Here is a 15094-nt window from a genome sequence, read left to right on the forward strand (position 1 = left end):
CGGCGTCAGGGGCGGGTGGGGTCGTGCAGACCGCGTACCGAGCGGGTGACGGTGAATTTCCGGTTGCGGCCCATCACCTCGGTGCGTCCCACCATGCGTTCGACCACCGTGCGGTGGTTGAGATGGTTGTTGTAGACCGTCCACAGCTCCCCGCCGGGACGTAGGACCCGGCCGGTCTGGGCGAACATCTTGATGGCCGATCCGGTGTGCACGGCGGCGCCCACATGGAACGGCGGATTGCATACGACCAGGTCGGCGCTGTTGTCGGGGGCGCCGGTCATGGCGTCGTCGCGGACCACCCGGACCTGGTCGGTGAGCTGGTTGGCCGCGGCGGTGGCGGTGGCGGAGGCCACGGCGGCGGCGGATTGGTCGGTGCCGACCACGGCGAGTCCGGGGCGGGACCTGGCCAGTGCCACCGCCAGTATCCCGGTGCCGCAGCCGAGGTCGACGGCGTCGCGGGCGTCGGGTTTCATCGCGCGCAGATGTTCGAGCAGAAACCGGGTGCCGATATCGAGGCGGGCGCCGGAGAACGCGGCGCCGTGCGCGACCACCTCGATTCCGATCTCGCCGATGTGCTCGTGCACCGGGAATCGGGGCGCGCCCACCGGTTTCGGGCCGCGGACCAGCAGGGTGCGCGATTTCTGCCGGCCGCGGCTGGCCCGCACCTCGGAAAATGATTCGGCCAGCACCTCGTTCATGGCCTTGGTCAGGTATTTGTCGCGGCCGCCGGCGAAGACGCGGACCGCGGGGTGGGCGTAACGGGCGATGGCCTCGGCGATTTCGGCCAGACCGGCCAGGACGCGCGGTAGCCGCAGCAGGACGACGGTCGCCCCACGGAGCAGACTCTCGTCCAGCGGATGGGCGGTGTAGCGGTCGGCGAGACCGAGGGTCCGGGCATTGGCGGCGAGGGCGAGTTCACCGGTGAGCAGGTCCTGGTGGACCCGGATTCGATGCAGGTCGTGGGCGGCGGCGGCGCCGAGGGTGAGGGCGCCGTAACCGTCACCGATCACCGCGACCGTTTCCCGGGCGGTGGCGGCTTCGGCGAGCGCTTCCGCGGCCACGTCGAGAATCAGGCGGTCGGCGGCATCGACGGCGTACAGGTTGGCGGCCTCCACATCCGGATAGCGGCGCAACCGTTCCAGTAGGTCCTCCACATCTCGCACAGGTCAAGTGTGCTAGATCGTTGCCGCGGACCGGCGGCCGCCCCGTCGAATGGTCGGCGTTTCCGCTGCGTGCGCCCCCGCGGCCCGGCCAGGGCGCCCGTCGGTCGTGGCACACCGGGAAAGGGCATGTTCCCGCAGGACAGCGGTTACGCCGGTTAGCATCGGCCGCATGCGTACCGGGCGTGTTCTGGTGGTGGTGGCCATGCTGGGTTTTCTCGCGGGATGTGCCCACTCCGGCTCCGCACCACCGGTTAGCTCTCCGGAGCTGGTACCGGCGGTGCCGAGTTCGGAGGTGGACACCCCCGGTCTGCCGGCGCCACCCGTGCCGTTGCCGGGGGAGCCGGTGCCCGCGCCCGACGATACGGTCCCCAAACAGGCCGCGGCCTCGCCGGGGGCGGCGCTGACCGTGACCGATATCCGGCTGAGCAGGCATGCGGGGTTCGATCGGGTGGAATACGACCTCGGTGGGGAGGGCACTCCGGGTTGGAGCGTGTGGTATACCGGCCGGGCGGTCCAGGACGGCAGCGGCCGGGAGCTGGAGGTGGCGGGCGAATCGGTGCTCGAGGTGCGGATCACCGGGTCGGCCTATCCCTTCGACAGCCGGGTGGCGCCCTATTCCGGTCCCGACCCGGCCACCGACCCGGCGGTGCCGGGAATCGCCGGGGTGTACCGGACCACGGTTTTCGAGGGGGTCACGCAATCGTTCATCGGGGTTGCCGGTGACCGGCCGGGCTTCACGGTATCCACCGCCACCATGCCGAATCGCCTGGTGATCGATATCGCCACCGGGTAGCGTGTGCTGCGCCCGGTATCGGTTGACGATCAATGACGAGGCTGGGCGGTCGAAATACGACCCGACGCAGTACGGTTGACAGCACCGGCGGCTCAGATGTCCGGCGTGCCGGGGCGAGAATACGGGGTCGTGGGCATCCGAGGGGAGTGCAACACCTATGCGACGACTCGAACGAGCCGGTCTCGCCACCGCTGTGACCGCGCTCATCGCGGGTGGTTTCATCGCTGCCTGCTCGAATACGGTGACCGGTACCGCCCAGGTGAACCAGTCCGAGTTGCAGCTGTACACCTCCGAAGTCAGATCGTCGTCGGCCGCGGCCTCCTCGTCGCGCGCCGCCGCGGCGGCGGCCGCCGCCACCGATGTGTGCGAGGCGCTGCGCGACAACAACAATCCCGCGGTCGACGCGTTCAACGCTTATATCGACGCCAGTGACGCCAAGGCGCCAGATCTCGAACCCAAGAAGCGGGCCGCGATCACCGCGCTGCGCGATACCGCCAACAAGATCGATCAGAACCTGAACCCGGATGTGCCGGGCGATGTCTCCACTCCGATGCGCACCTACCGCGACAATCTGAAATCACTGGCCGACCTGCTGGAACGCAATGCCTCGGTCGACGAGGTGAACGGGCAGATCGATACGTTCAACGCGGACAAGGACGCGGCGTTCGACGCCTGCGGCGGGTACTGAGCGCGGCGGTCACCGAATCTCCGTAGCGTGGAAGCCGCGTCCTTCAGGGCCGGGAGGAAGTCAATCGTAGAGCCCTTCCACATACCACCGGTCGTTCTCGGCGAAGAGCAACAGACTGTGCGGACCGGGTAGTTCGACCTGCGCGCGGGCGCTGGGTGCCGATCCGGGCGACCACCACAGTTCGTCCAGCAGCCAGGGGCCGGCCCAGGCGGTGAGCCGCCAGCCGGCTCGTCCCCAACGCAGCCGCGCCGGTGGTCCACTGAAAGCCCCGCGCTCGGTGATCCGCACCGGTGCGCCGTCGGCGGATTCCAGGGTGACCGGCGGACGGTCGAGCATGATCACGGCGGGGGCGGGTTCGGGGATACGGCCCGGCCAGGGCGGTGCCGGATCGGTATGCGGGGCGCGTTCGTCACCGAACGCGACCATGGTGACGCGTTCGGCCGGGCCGCGTCCGCCGCTGAGCACACCCACCTGCACCGCGTCGCCACCGAGCAGGCCCTGGACGCGGACCAGGGCGCGCAGTGCGCGTTCGTCGCCCGATCCGGTATCGCCCCACAGCCCCAGCTGCAGGGCGCCGGCCGGCACCACCTCCACGGGCACCAGATGCAACAGGATGACCGGGCCGGTGGGGCGGCCGTTCGGGGGCCGGGTCAGCCAGCCGTCCAACTGCCAGCGCACCCGGTCGGCGACGCCGTCGGCGGTCAGCGGTTCGGCGCAGCGCCAGACCCGGGACAGGTTCTCGCCTGTTTCGGTTTCGGCGCGGATCTCGAGCCGGGTGCAGGCCAGTGCGGCGGCCGACAGCGCCGCGGTGAGGCGGGTGGCCAGCAGCCGGCCGGCGAAGGCGGCCCGGTCGACCCGGTCGATGGGCGGATCGCAGGGGAGCCGGACCTCCAGATCCGGTGCGGGCCGGCGCGGCGCCGGCGGGCGTTCCGGTAGGGCGCGGGCGGTGCGGTGCGCGAGGATCGCGTCCGTACCGAACCGGGAGGTCACCTGGGCCGGTGTCAGCTCGGCGAAATCCCCGATCCGGCGCAGGCCCAGGCGGTGCAGCAGATCTATGAGCGCGGCCCGTTCCGCGGCCGCGGGACCCGGTTCGGCCACCAGCTCCGCGATAGGCAGCGGGGCCAGGAACCGGGCGTCGCCCCCGGGGGCCACGAGGGTCCCGTGCCGGGCAGCGATGATCGCGGTGGATAGTTCGTCGGCGATGCCCACCCGTGCCTCCACGCCGGCGGTGGCCAGCGCGGTGAGTACCCGGCGGGTCGCGGCCTCGGCGGAACCGAAATAGCGGACGACGCCGCGGGCGGACAGGGCGAGCAGACCGGGCCGCAGCACTTCCACGCCGGAGGCGAGGGTGTCCACGGTCGCGGCGACCGGTTCGAACAGCCGGGCATCACGGTCCGGGTCCTGTTGCGCCACGACGAGTTCCGGGCAGCGGCCCTGGGCTTCACGTTTGCGCATACCGCGGCGCACCCCCGCCTCGCGGGCGGTGGCCGAGCAGGTGACCACCCGGTTCGCGTGGAGTACCGCCACCGGTTGTTCCGGCGGTAACCCCGCGCTCGCCGCCGCCGCGACCGCCGGCCAGTCCGGGCACCACACCGCCATGACCCGGGGGCCGCCGCGGGCGGTGCCCGGTGCGGACCGGTCAGGAGGCAACCGACCGCTCCTGCCGTTCCGGTGCGCTGCCCTCGCCGGCTTCCGCGACGGCCGGCGCGATCCACTCCACCCGGCCGGCGAGTGGGCGGGCGGCCAACCGGCCGCGGTGCGGTACACCGCCTTTGGCGCGGGCTTCGACGTCGAGGCTGATGGAACGGATACGCCCGCTGCCCGTCCCGAGCCCGGTGTAGCCGGATACCTTCGCTTCCAGGTTCAGGTCCGGAGCCGGCCAGGAGCCGCCGGTGACGATCAGGGTGGCGTTCTTTCCGCGGGCTTTCGCGGTGAGCACCCGGGCGCGGGCCGGGGGAACCGCGGCGTCGCCGAGGCCGAGCACCACCAGTTCCATACCGTCGAGCAACACCGCCGCCACCTCCGCCGGGTCCCGGCCGGCATCGGCGACCACCGCGATCCGATCCAGCCGGGCCCCCATTTCCGCGGCGGCGAGCAGACCGAGCCCGGGCAGCCCGACGGTGGCCGCGTGCCCGCCCCGTCCGGTGACGGCGGCGAGCAATCCGGCCAGTAACGATCCGGCGCCGGTGTAGGCCACGACACTGCCCTTGACCAGGCCGCCTTCGGGTAGCAGGGGTGCCAGGGCCGGAGGTACGGGCAGGATCTCCCGCCGCAGGCCCGTCGCCGGTGCCACCGGTGCGGGCAGGCCGTTCTCGCCGCGTGGCGCGGCCGGGGGTCCGGGTACGCAACCGCCGCTCGCCGCCCGGGCGCGCCGCAACCGGGCCAGTTGCCGCAATTGGGCGCCGCTCGCTTTCGGTGGCCGTGCCGTCATACTTTCACCCACTTCCGCGACGGACGCCGGACGAACGGCCGGTCGCACCGAAGTGGCCGGCACCGATCCAGCTAACTCCTGGTTCGAACATACATTCGACAGACTATCGGCTGAAACCCGCCCCCGGAAGTACCTCCGGCGCAGTGGCGGGACGTGGTGGTGAACGAAGTCACGTGTGGCGCGCTCCGGCTCCGAATCCGGCCAGCTACCACCGAATTCGGCTAGTCTCACACCCATGATCGATCGCCCCCGTCCCATCGTCGGCCCCGACTATCTGGTGGCCGGCCGATACCGCCTGCAGTCCAAGCTGGGCGGTGGCGGTATGGGGGCCGTCTGGGAGGCTCGCGACCGGCTGCTGGACCGCGAGGTCGCCATCAAGCAGGTGCTGTCCACCGCCGGTATGGACGAGGCCCAGGCCCGGCGGGTCCGCGATCAGATCGTGCACGAGGGCCGGGTCGCGGCGAAGCTGTCCCATGAGCACGCCATCGCCGTCTACGACGTGGTGATCGAGGCCGGTGAGCCCTGGCTGGTGATGGAGCATCTGCCCTCGCGCAGTGTGGCCCGCGCGCTCGCCCTGGTCAACGCCCTTCCGGTGATCGAGGTGGCCCAGATCGGCGCCCAGGTCGCCGACGCGCTGGCCGCCGCGCACCATGTCGGGATCGTGCACCGCGATATCAAACCGGGCAATATCCTTGTCGCCGATCGGGGCCCCGGGGTCGGGATGGCGAAGCTGAGCGATTTCGGTATCTCCCGCAATATCACCGAAGCCGCCGACGAACCGGACGGAATGATCACCGGTACGCCCGCCTATCTGCCGCCGGAGGTAGCGCGCGGCGCCCGGCCCACCGCGGCCAGCGATGTGTTCTCCCTCGGTGCCACCCTCTACACCGCCATCGAGGGGCAGCCGCCGTTCGGCATGGACGACGACACCGGCGCCATCGTGGAGCGCGCCGCCATGGCGCAGATCATTCCGCCGAGTCGCAGCGGCGTGCTCACCCGGGCGCTGCTGCACATGATGGAACCGGCCCCGCAGCGCCGTCCGACCATGGCCGAGGCGCGCGATGAGATTCTCGCCGCCGCATTCGGTCCCGGCGCCGCGAGCAATATCCTCGGCGCCCCGGTGCGGACCGAGGACGGCACCATCCCCGCCTGGGCGGCCCGCAACTCCGCCGCCGGCCTCCGCAGCCCCCGCTCCGGCCCCCTGCCGCGGCGCGCGCAGCCGCAGCCGCCCCGTCCCGCCGCCGTCGCGGCTTCCGTCCCGCGGCCCGCTCCGCGGCAGATCCCCCCGACCGTGGCCGTCACCATCGGGCTGCTGATCGGGCTACTCATCATCATCGTGATCCTCGTTATGGTGATGTAGCGCGCCGTTACGCGGCCGGCCCGATCCGCCGCTACCGGATTCGCCGAGCAGCAGTGTCAGAATTTCCCGGAAATCGCCCGCGCGCTCGGGCCCCAGGGCCCGCGTCCAATCCCGCTCCACCGAGCCCATGCTGTCGCGCAGTACAGCCGACGCCGCCCGGCCCCGGTCGGTGAGGCGGACCAGTTTGGCCCGCCGGTCGGTGGGGTCCGCGACGCGAACGAGATAGCCGCCACGTTCCAGCGTGCCCACGACCTGCGCGGTGGCCTGCCTGGTGACCCCGATCCGCGGCGCAAGTTCCGAAACCCGGTGCCCGCCCGCGAGCAGCGGGGGAAAGAACTGCAGAGCGTGTCGCGGATGGAGATCGGGCATCCCCGCGGCGGCGAACGCTGTGGCCAATCGGACACTGGTGGCACGGGCCAGCCGGTACAGCAGTACGGCCGACGACGACGCCGCGGCGGGGGACTCGGTCATGGTGACGATTCTCGCCGAGCCGGTTGTCCGTCGATCCCGCCACCGGTGGCCCCGGTGGGGGACGGATCAGCAGGGCCCGGTCGTCTCGCCGGTATCCGCCTGGTAGGTGAGCTTCGGATAGTAGGGGCCGAGCACCGGTTCCGGGTCTTGCGGGTCGGCGCTCTGAACCGAACCGGAAAAGTCCGCGGCGGGCAGCATGTTCCGCATGATCAGCAGCGTCTCGCCGGAATTCGCGGGTAGCCAGGCGACACCGCAACTCGGGTCCGGCCGATGTTCCGGAGCGGATACCACGATGGTGAACTCACCGTTCTCGTCGACCGGAATCTCATCGTCGACCAGACAGCTCAGCGTGCTGGTCGACGGGCCGTCGCCGCTGCACATCGACCAGTATCGCAGCTGACCGGGCGCCATCCGCGCGGCGCCGGGGAAGGTATCGGGGGTTTCGGGCAGCCGACCGCGGACCACTGCGGTACGGCCGGAATCGAGCAGGGTGGCGAGGTATCTGTTGTCGGGGTTGGGGAACAGTCCACCGCCTTCACGTCCGGCCCATCGCGGTGCGTGTGGCAGCGGCGTGGCCTGCCCGCGGCCCGGCCGTGGGCGATCCTTGGGGAAGATGCCGTGCGGGTCGGAGTCGCTGGTGCTCGCCGCGCAGTCGGCGAGTTCGACGGCACCGCCGCCGGTCGTACGTACCGTGATCCGCGGTAGTCCGGTTCCGCCCATCGAGTCGCGCCCGGCATCGGGCCGGTACACCCGGAAGATCACCGGAACCACGCCGTCGGTGGCCTGGGCGTAGAGGGTATTGGGTTCGGGATTCTCCGGCCGGTCACCGACGACCACCCGGATCGTGTAGGAGCGACCTTCGCGCTGCCGGTCGGCGCCGGTGCGGAAGGGGTTCACCGAACCGGGGTCCGGAGTGATCGCCGTATCGGTCAGTACGCCCGTGGCCGATCCGGACGAATACGAGACGAACGACATGTACCGCGCGTGCGGGAACTCGCCGCGCAAGGTGACGCTCGTTCCGGGGGCCGCGGGCACGAACATCATCCAGTAATTGGCGAAGGTATCCGGGTAGGCGACGTTGAATGTGTCCGCGCCGATCCGCGGGCTCCACCCGCAGGTTATCTCCGGTGGTGCTGCGGTGGCGGAAGGGGCCGGGGTGGGGAACGCGGTGGCGCAGCCGGCGGCCACGGTCAGCGCAAGTGCCCGGGCGGTGTACCGATGTAGGAGAGCCCTGGTGAACATATCGTCTCGTTTCCCTGTTCTGCCGATATCGAGTGATGTGTGCCGCCGACACGGCGCCACCGATTATAGGCAAGGCCCTTGCGTAATTGGATTCGACACCCTGTGAGCGGCCCGTATCGGGATCGGGCGAGGTCGCGCGCGGCATCGAGCCGTCGGCCGGTATTCCGGTCCATGGTCCATCCGGGCCCGACCGGCGGTAAGGTCCGGTTTGTCTGTCTTGTCGTCTCGCCCGGGAACTCCACCGGGGGTCGTAGTCGTTGGACGGACAGTTGGATATCGAGTAACAGCTCGAGCCGACGGTCGTGCTCCGGTATGGCCAACGAACTCCGAGAAAGGGATTTGCGGTGCGCGCCACAAGCAATCCGGTATTCAAGAATTTGCCGCGGCAGGAAACCGGCTACGCGAGCTTCGGCTCGGCTGCCGCCGGCGCGGGACAGCTGGGCTACCAGTACGGCAACCAGCAGCAGTACCCGCAGCAGTATCAGCAGCCCTACCCGCAGGCGCCGACCCGGGCGCTGACCATCGACGACGTGGTCACCAAGACCGGTATCACGCTGGGTGTTCTCGCGCTGTCCGCGCTGGTCACCTACCTGCTGACCAGCGCCAACAACGGCCTCGCGCCGCTGTTCGTCATCGGTGGTGGCATCATCGGCCTGGTTCTGGTGCTGGTCGCCACCTTCGGCAACAAGGCCGACAACCCGGCGCTGGTGCTCTCCTACGCGGTCGCCGAAGGCGTCTTCGTCGGCGCCCTGTCGTTCATGTTCACCGATATCAGCTTCGGTGGTGCGGGCGGCGCGGGCATGATCGGCCAGGCCATCCTGGGCACCTTCGGTGTGTTCGCCGGCATGCTCGTCGTCTACAAGACCGGCGCCATCCGGGTCACCCCGCGTTTCACCCGCATGCTGATCGGCGCCATGATCGGCATCCTGGTCCTGGTGGTCGGCAACCTGATCGCGAGCTTCTTCACCGACGGCGGCTTCGGCCTGCGTGACGGCGGTCCCATCGCCATCATCTTCAGCCTGGTGGTCATCGCCATCGCGGCGTTCAGCTTCCTGCTGGACTTCGATGCCGCCGATCAGCTCATCCGCGCCCAAGCCCCGCCGAAGGCCGCCTGGGGTGTGGCTCTGGGCCTCACCGTCACCCTGGTCTGGCTGTACGTGGAGATCCTGCGCCTGCTGAGCTACTTCCAGAGCGATTAGTAGCGACCGCGACCGAGTGAAACGGCTCCCACCTCCTCGGTGGGGGCCGTTTTCGCGTCCGGGCGCCGATCGGATGGTGTTCCGGTGCCGGACCCCGGCGAGAATTCTCCGTGGTCAGGGCCCGGGCCGTTCGTGGATGGTGAGCAGGAGATGGTCGAAGCGGGTGCGGGTGGGGGTTTCGGCGCCGCCGAACTCGCCCACCGCGGCGACCAGTTCGGCGGCCAGATCGCGGAGTTTCGTGTTGGTCTCCTGCGACCGCCAGATCAGCACCCGGAAGGCCTGTTCGGCCGAAATTCCGTAGATCACCATGACGGCGCCCTTGGCCTGCTCGATCAGCTCCCGTGCCGCGACCATCCCGGGTATCGCGGCATCGAGGGCGTCCTGGCGCTCTTCGCCGAGGGTGTCGGTGATATCGATGTAGTAGCCGGTGGTGCCGATCACCGCGCCGGTGTCGTCGAGCATCTGATCCCCGACGACCAGTACGTGGTGCACCTGGTCGGCGGTATCGATGAGTCGGTGGCGGCTGCTGAACGGCGCACCCGTGCTCACCACCGTCGCCAATGTGTCGGCGACCTCACCGCGGTCCTCGGGGTGTTTGTGCGCCAGCAGCAACTCAGTGGTCGGTTCGACCTCGCCGGGAGCGTAGCCGTGGAGGGCCGCGACCTCGTCGGACCACTCCCAGCGCTGTTCGGCCAGCCAGAACCGGAAGCTGCCCGTGCGCCGCGGCACCGGAACCATCGGACCCGGGCCCTGTGAAACACTTTCCTTCCTCACCCGCTCATTCTCCTGTATCCCTGCGCGGGATGAGAACACGATCCACGAGCTGTCCGCCGACAACATCCGCCTGCTGCGGTTTCTGTACTGAACACGAAACCGAGCTGCCGATGGATACTGCGCACGCGCCCGTTCCCGGCGGTGACTCGACCGGAGCCGGCCCGGGACGATCCGCTGGCCGCCGTTGCCGGAGCCGAGGTCGTCACGCCCGTCCGCAACCGGCGCAAGGGCGAAGCGGCGATCGCGCGGATCCGGCGGCACCATCCCGGAGCGGTCGTATCCCTGCGGGACCTCGTGATCGGCGTACGCCCGCGCGATGCGCCGAACTCAGTGCGGCAGTTCCGCCCTGGCGTACACGAGGGCGTAGACGATCAGTGCGGCGCCGAGCGCGGCGAACAGGACCCGGACGGTGACGGGGCCGAATCGGGCCAGCACACGTACCACCCACCGGTAGATCCGCTGGGCCCGCGGCGTGCGCCGCAATGCCAGCGCGAGCACCAGCAGGGGTGGAAGCAGGGCCAGGGCGCAGTAGACAAGCACGATGACCGGCCAGCCCGAGGGGGGCGGCCGGTGCGAGGACAGCATCGCCAGCGCGGTCAGATAGGGAATGGCGGTCGGGGCCTGGGCGAAACCGATCGCCATCCCGGCCAGCGCGAGCATTGCCGGACGCCGGCGCAGCGTGACCGTCCACGCCGGCGGGTCGGCTGTGCCGGTGGTGCGCACACAGGCCAGGGCGAGCAGCACAGTGCCGGCGGCGAGTTCACCCCAGAAGCGCAGGGTGGGGGTGAGCCGGAAGTCGAGGAGTTCGGTGAGCCAGTTCAGTCCCAGGACCGTGGCCAGACCGAAGGTGGTGGTGAGAACGAACACACCGCCGAGGAAGGCCAGTCCACCCGGTAGTGGGGAGCGCCGGGCGAGCCGGCTGTCGATGATGACGGCGGTGGTTACTCCGATCAGCAACACGTCGAGAGAGTCCAGGAACGCCAGCCCCGCCATCGCCAGCAGAAGAGTGGTCATATCCCGACCGAACATACGGCACCACATCGGAGGCGCGGAGTCCCGAGATCGCGCGGGGACGGCGGTCAGGGCCGACGATGGTTCCGGAACCCACTCAGGATTCGCCGGGCGTGAGGTCTGTGCAGGTGGCGGCGTCCGGTAACTCCCGGGCGAGGAAAACCGTCTGGGCCCAATGGTTGTCGATCGGCCCGGATCGCGGGAAGGGTATGTGTTCTCGAATCCGAGATAACCTGGGACGTTCGCCGCCGCCGGTGCACCGAATTCATCCACCATCCACGCGGATGCCGGCGCCGGTCGTTCTCACGCGGCCGGGGCAACCCCAACCCGTTCGCACAGATCCTTCACGTCTGCGCGAATACCCGACGGTGGGATCGCCATCAGCGTGTGCAGCATCTGCCGGGCATAGCTCGACGGCGGCGCGGGCCAGCGCGATCGCCTCCTCCCAGCGGCCCGAGTCAAGCAACGGCCTACCCCTCGAACAGTCGACGGGTTCTTACCTTTATGCGGCCGCCCGACCGAACTGCTTTCCGACGAGTTCGGTGTCGTCGCCTCGGCCGGTCGCCGCACGTGGAGTTCGGTATGGCGACCCTGAGCCGTAAGACGAGGGACCGGGCTCGTCCGGCCCTAGGCTTCTTGTATCCCGCACCCGACAGGCAGGAGACCGAGGTGGCCCCGACGAAGCCGACCGAGACGACCGTGGCCGAGGTGCTGGCCGAGCTGGCCGACCTCGCGGACCCGAAGATCCGCGTGGTGAACGAGAAGCACGGCGATGATCACGACGTGAACCTCACCCGGTTGCGTGCGGTCGCGAAACGGCTGAAAACCCAGCAGGACCTCGCGCGCGAACTGTGGGAGTCCGGTGACACCTCGGCGCGCCTGCTGGCGCTGCTGATCTGCCGCCCGAAAGCCTTCGCACGCGACGAGTTGGACGCCATGCTGCGGGACGCGCGGACCCCCAAAGTGCACGACTGGCTCGTGAACTATGTGGTGAAGAAGAACCCGCACGCCGAAGAACTCCGCGTGACCTGGTTCGACGATCCCGACCCCGAGGTGGCCGGTGCCGGGTGGGAATTGACCGCCGACCGGGTGGTCAAGAAGCCCGCCGGTCTCGACCTGCCCGGACTGCTCGACATCATCGAAGCGAGGATGAAAGACGCTCCGGAGCCTCTGCAATGGGCGATGAACACCTGCCTGGCCCGGATCGGGATCGAGCACCCCGAATACCGCGCCCGGGCGATCGAGATCGGTGAGCGGCTGAAGGTGCTCGAGGACTACCCGACGGCCCCGGGCTGCACCTCCCCGTTCGCACCCGTTTGGATCACCGAGATGGTTCGTCGGCGGGGCGAGAAGTAGCGCGACCGAGTTCCTCGTCCCCGCCGAACGCCTGGCCGCGTACCCGGTGTGACGGGCCGGGCTCCTGGCCGGCGGGCCCGGTGGCTCACCAGATGTGGGGATTGCGTGCCGGATCGAGTGGATACAGTTCTTCCGCGCCACGTACACGCGCCGACGCACCGGCCTATACCCCACTGGGAAACGGGATTCGCCGACCTACCCGGTGCGGAGTTCGGCTATTGCTCTCTGGAACGCATACGAAGGACGGACTGTGACAACACGAACTTTCTCGACCGTGCTCGGCCTCGCCGCCGTGTTCCTGGCTGCCGGCGGGGCCCCCGCTGTATCTGCTGATCCGGGCGATCCGGGCGATGCACTGTGCAAGATCACCTATCCGACTCCGGACGATTTCGGTGTCACGGCCTCCAGCGCGACCTTCGCCGCGGCGGCCGGACCGGGCGCGGTCGACCTCACCATGCTCACCGATGCCCAATCCGACGTGGACTACGAGCAGAAGTTCTGGGTGATCTGGGCCAACCTCGACACCGGCCGAAGCGGGCATGGTGAGGTGATCGCCCGGGTCCAAGGTCCCGACAATGTGCTGTCGATCCCCGGTGTGCAGACCGAGCCCGGACGTATCGCCTTTACTCTTCATGCCAGCAATCATGGATCGGATCAGAACTACACCAACGGTGATTGCAGCGCCGAGTACACCGTGAGCTAGACAGTATGAGAGTGGCAGATTCCGGGGATCGCCGCACAGCGGCGATCCCCGGTTGCCGGCACTTGCGAGACGGAGCCTGGACCGTACGATTCCGCGCCCTCGCCCCGGAGGCAATCAGCTCAGGCGTTCGATGATCATCGCCATGCCCTGGCCGCCGCCGACACACATGGTCTCCAGACCGAATTGCTTGTCGTGGGTCTGGAGGTTGTTGATGAGGGTGGCGGTGATGCGGGCCCCGGTCATACCGAACGGGTGGCCCAGCGCGATGGCGCCGCCGGAGACGTTCAGTTTGTCCAGGTCCATACCCAGTTCCCGGGCCGACCCGAGGACCTGCACCGCGAACGCCTCGTTGATCTCGTAGAGATCGATATCTCCGATGGTCTTGTCGGCCAGCTTCAGCGCCTTGCGTACCGCTTCGATCGGGCCCAGGCCCATGATCTCGGGGGAGAGGCCGGAGACACCGGTGGACACGATCCGGGCCAGCGGGGTCAGGCCCAGTTCCTTTGCCTTGGTGTCGCTCATGACGACCAGGGCGGCGGCGCCGTCGTTGAGCGGGCAGGCGTTACCTGCGGTGACCGTGCCGTCCGGGCGGAAGACCGGCTCGAGCTGAGAGATCTTCTCGTAGGTGGTGCCGGCGCGGGGGCCGTCGTCGGTGGAGACGACGCTGCCGTCGGGCAGGGTCACCGGGGTGATCTCGCGTTCGAAGAAACCGGACTTGATGGCCTCTTCGGCCCGGTTCTGCGACCGCACACCCCAGTGGTCCTGGTCTTCCCGGGAGATCCCGGTGAACGAGGCGACGTTCTCCGCGGTCTGGCCCATGGCGATGTAGATATCGGGGATATTGTCGTCCTCGCGCGGGTCACGCCAGCTCACCCCGCCCTGCGCGGCGGTGGCGGTACGTTCCTCGGCGGTGCCGAACTGCGGGTTATGGGTGTCGGGCCAGCCGTCGGCGGTGCCCTTCGGGAACCGGGACACGGTTTCCACACCGGCGGAGATGAACGCGTGGCCCTCGCCGGCCTTGATGGCGTGGAACGCCATCCGGGTGGTCTGCAGCGAGGAGGAACAGTAGCGGTTCACCGTGGTACCGGGCATGTAGTCGTAGCCCAGCTGGGTGGCGACGACCTTGGCCATATTGAACCCGGATTCGCCGGCGGGCTGGCCGCAGCCGAGCATCAGATCGTCGATATCGGCAGGCGACAGGGCGGGGACCTTGTCCAGCGCGGCGCGCACCATCTGCGCGGCCAGGTCGTCGGGCCGCATGCTCACCAGCGACCCCTTGTTGGCCCGGCCGATGGGGGATCGAGCAACGGAAACGATGACGGCCTCTGGCATGAGGACTCCTTTGTCGGGGAGTGTGCACGGCCGGGCCGGACACTACTCGCGGGTACGATCCCCTCGAATCTACGTCGCGCCCGGCTACTAGGAAATATCCGCCGCGGCCGTATCCCGTTCAGCGAGCGCTCTCATCAACTCGGGCAGCTCCGGGCCGCGCCGTCCACCTGCCCGGCCAACCCCTTGGAGGTGGCGCCGGAGATCGCCTTGGTGCTCAACCGGATGCGCTGCCCGGTGGCATCGGCCAGTCCGTGCGCGATGCGGACCCCGGGCACCTCGGCGGCGCTGTGGCAGCCCAGACCGGCGGCGGTGGAGTCGCCGAAGATCATCAGGTGCAGGTCGGCGTGCTCACCTGCGCGCCAGCGCTCGTACCCCAGCGGTGAGTAGATGCCGTCGGCCTCCGGGGGTTTGGAGGCGTCGCGGCCGATCATGCCGCGTGCCGTGCCCGCCTGGGTGGTGAGCAGCCGGTAGGCCGCCCAGGACGCGGTACCCGCCCCGGAGCCGACCAGAACCGTGGCGGCGCCGGCCACCGCGGCCGTCCGCCATGCGACCCGAGTTTCGCTCATATGCC

General features: G+C 69.4%; 14 protein-coding genes and 1 pseudogene. 6 read left to right on the forward strand and 9 right to left on the reverse strand.

Features of this window, described 5'->3' with window-relative positions:
- Positions 1–5 precede the first annotated feature (5 nt).
- The gene (locus NGR01S_RS15230) at positions 6–1163 is read right to left on the reverse strand and encodes a class I SAM-dependent methyltransferase (RefSeq protein WP_063037198.1); all 1158 of its coding nucleotides are present in this window, start codon (positions 1161–1163) and stop codon (positions 6–8) included.
- A gap of 169 nt (positions 1164–1332) precedes the next feature.
- Between NGR01S_RS15230 and NGR01S_RS15235 the strand changes: the two genes are divergently transcribed.
- A complete protein-coding gene (locus tag NGR01S_RS15235) occupies positions 1333–1956 on the forward strand; it encodes an AMIN-like domain-containing (lipo)protein (protein ID WP_063037200.1) in 624 nt (207 codons plus the stop codon).
- A gap of 157 nt (positions 1957–2113) precedes the next feature.
- The gene (locus NGR01S_RS15240) at positions 2114–2644 is read left to right on the forward strand and encodes an Rv2240c family protein (protein WP_063037202.1); all 531 of its coding nucleotides are present in this window, start codon (positions 2114–2116) and stop codon (positions 2642–2644) included.
- A 60-nt stretch (positions 2645–2704) separates the two neighbouring features.
- Here NGR01S_RS15240 and NGR01S_RS15245 read toward each other — a convergent pair whose 3' ends face one another.
- Positions 2705–4243: a DNA polymerase Y family protein gene (locus tag NGR01S_RS15245; RefSeq protein ID WP_063037204.1), complete on the reverse strand. Its 1539-nt coding sequence runs from the start codon at positions 4241–4243 to the stop codon at positions 2705–2707.
- Positions 4244–4283: 40 nt separating this feature from the next.
- Entirely contained in the window at positions 4284–5075 is a 792-nt protein-coding gene (gene imuA' / locus NGR01S_RS15250; protein WP_084481113.1) for a DnaE2-dependent mutagenesis accessory factor ImuA', read from the reverse strand.
- A 235-nt stretch (positions 5076–5310) separates the two neighbouring features.
- On the opposite strand from imuA', the gene NGR01S_RS15255 reads away from it, so the two are divergent.
- Positions 5311–6435: a serine/threonine-protein kinase gene (locus NGR01S_RS15255; protein WP_063037205.1), complete on the forward strand. Its 1125-nt coding sequence runs from the start codon at positions 5311–5313 to the stop codon at positions 6433–6435.
- Here the strand turns inward: NGR01S_RS15255 and NGR01S_RS15260 are convergent.
- Together NGR01S_RS15260 and NGR01S_RS15265 are read right to left on the reverse strand one after the other, a co-directional pair.
- Positions 6397–6906 (reverse strand): MarR family winged helix-turn-helix transcriptional regulator, encoded by a 510-nt coding sequence (locus tag NGR01S_RS15260; RefSeq protein WP_063037208.1) that lies wholly within the window; start codon positions 6904–6906, stop codon positions 6397–6399. The two genes, NGR01S_RS15255 and NGR01S_RS15260, sit on opposite strands and share 39 nt — an antisense overlap.
- A gap of 66 nt (positions 6907–6972) precedes the next feature.
- Positions 6973–8148 carry a hypothetical protein gene (locus NGR01S_RS15265; protein WP_063037210.1) on the reverse strand — a complete coding sequence of 392 codons (1176 nt, stop codon included), beginning with the start codon at positions 8146–8148 and terminating at the stop codon, positions 6973–6975.
- A gap of 344 nt (positions 8149–8492) precedes the next feature.
- Here NGR01S_RS15265 and NGR01S_RS15270 point away from each other — a divergent pair, with 344 nt between their 5' ends.
- Positions 8493–9347, forward strand: coding sequence for a Bax inhibitor-1/YccA family protein (locus NGR01S_RS15270; RefSeq protein WP_063037212.1), 855 nt, complete (start codon positions 8493–8495; stop codon positions 9345–9347).
- A 114-nt stretch (positions 9348–9461) separates the two neighbouring features.
- On the opposite strand, the gene NGR01S_RS15275 is transcribed toward NGR01S_RS15270, so the two are convergent.
- Together NGR01S_RS15275 and NGR01S_RS15280 are read right to left on the reverse strand one after the other, a co-directional pair.
- Positions 9462–10085, reverse strand: a complete 624-nt coding sequence (locus tag NGR01S_RS15275) for a PAS and ANTAR domain-containing protein (RefSeq protein WP_063037214.1) — start codon at positions 10083–10085, stop codon at positions 9462–9464.
- Between the two features lie 363 nt (positions 10086–10448).
- Positions 10449–11135 (reverse strand): GAP family protein, encoded by a 687-nt coding sequence (locus NGR01S_RS15280; RefSeq protein WP_063037535.1) that lies wholly within the window; start codon positions 11133–11135, stop codon positions 10449–10451.
- A 666-nt stretch (positions 11136–11801) separates the two neighbouring features.
- Between NGR01S_RS15280 and NGR01S_RS15285 the strand changes: the two genes are divergently transcribed.
- Positions 11802–12488, forward strand: coding sequence for a DNA alkylation repair protein (locus NGR01S_RS15285; protein ID WP_063037537.1), 687 nt, complete (start codon positions 11802–11804; stop codon positions 12486–12488).
- A 250-nt stretch (positions 12489–12738) separates the two neighbouring features.
- The gene (locus NGR01S_RS15290; RefSeq protein ID WP_157107277.1) at positions 12739–13191 is read left to right on the forward strand and encodes a hypothetical protein; all 453 of its coding nucleotides are present in this window, start codon (positions 12739–12741) and stop codon (positions 13189–13191) included.
- Positions 13192–13305: 114 nt separating this feature from the next.
- Here NGR01S_RS15290 and NGR01S_RS15295 read toward each other — a convergent pair whose 3' ends face one another.
- Positions 13306–14523: an acetyl-CoA C-acetyltransferase gene (locus NGR01S_RS15295; RefSeq protein ID WP_063037218.1), complete on the reverse strand. Its 1218-nt coding sequence runs from the start codon at positions 14521–14523 to the stop codon at positions 13306–13308.
- Positions 14524–14684: 161 nt separating this feature from the next.
- A pseudogene (locus NGR01S_RS15300) lies at positions 14685–15089 on the reverse strand (SGNH/GDSL hydrolase family protein); the annotation flags it as partial.
- Between the last annotated feature and the right edge of the window lie 5 nt (positions 15090–15094).

Source organism: Nocardia grenadensis NBRC 108939 (genome assembly GCF_001613445.1).
Classification (GTDB): Bacteria; Actinomycetota; Actinomycetes; order Mycobacteriales; family Mycobacteriaceae; genus Nocardia; species Nocardia grenadensis.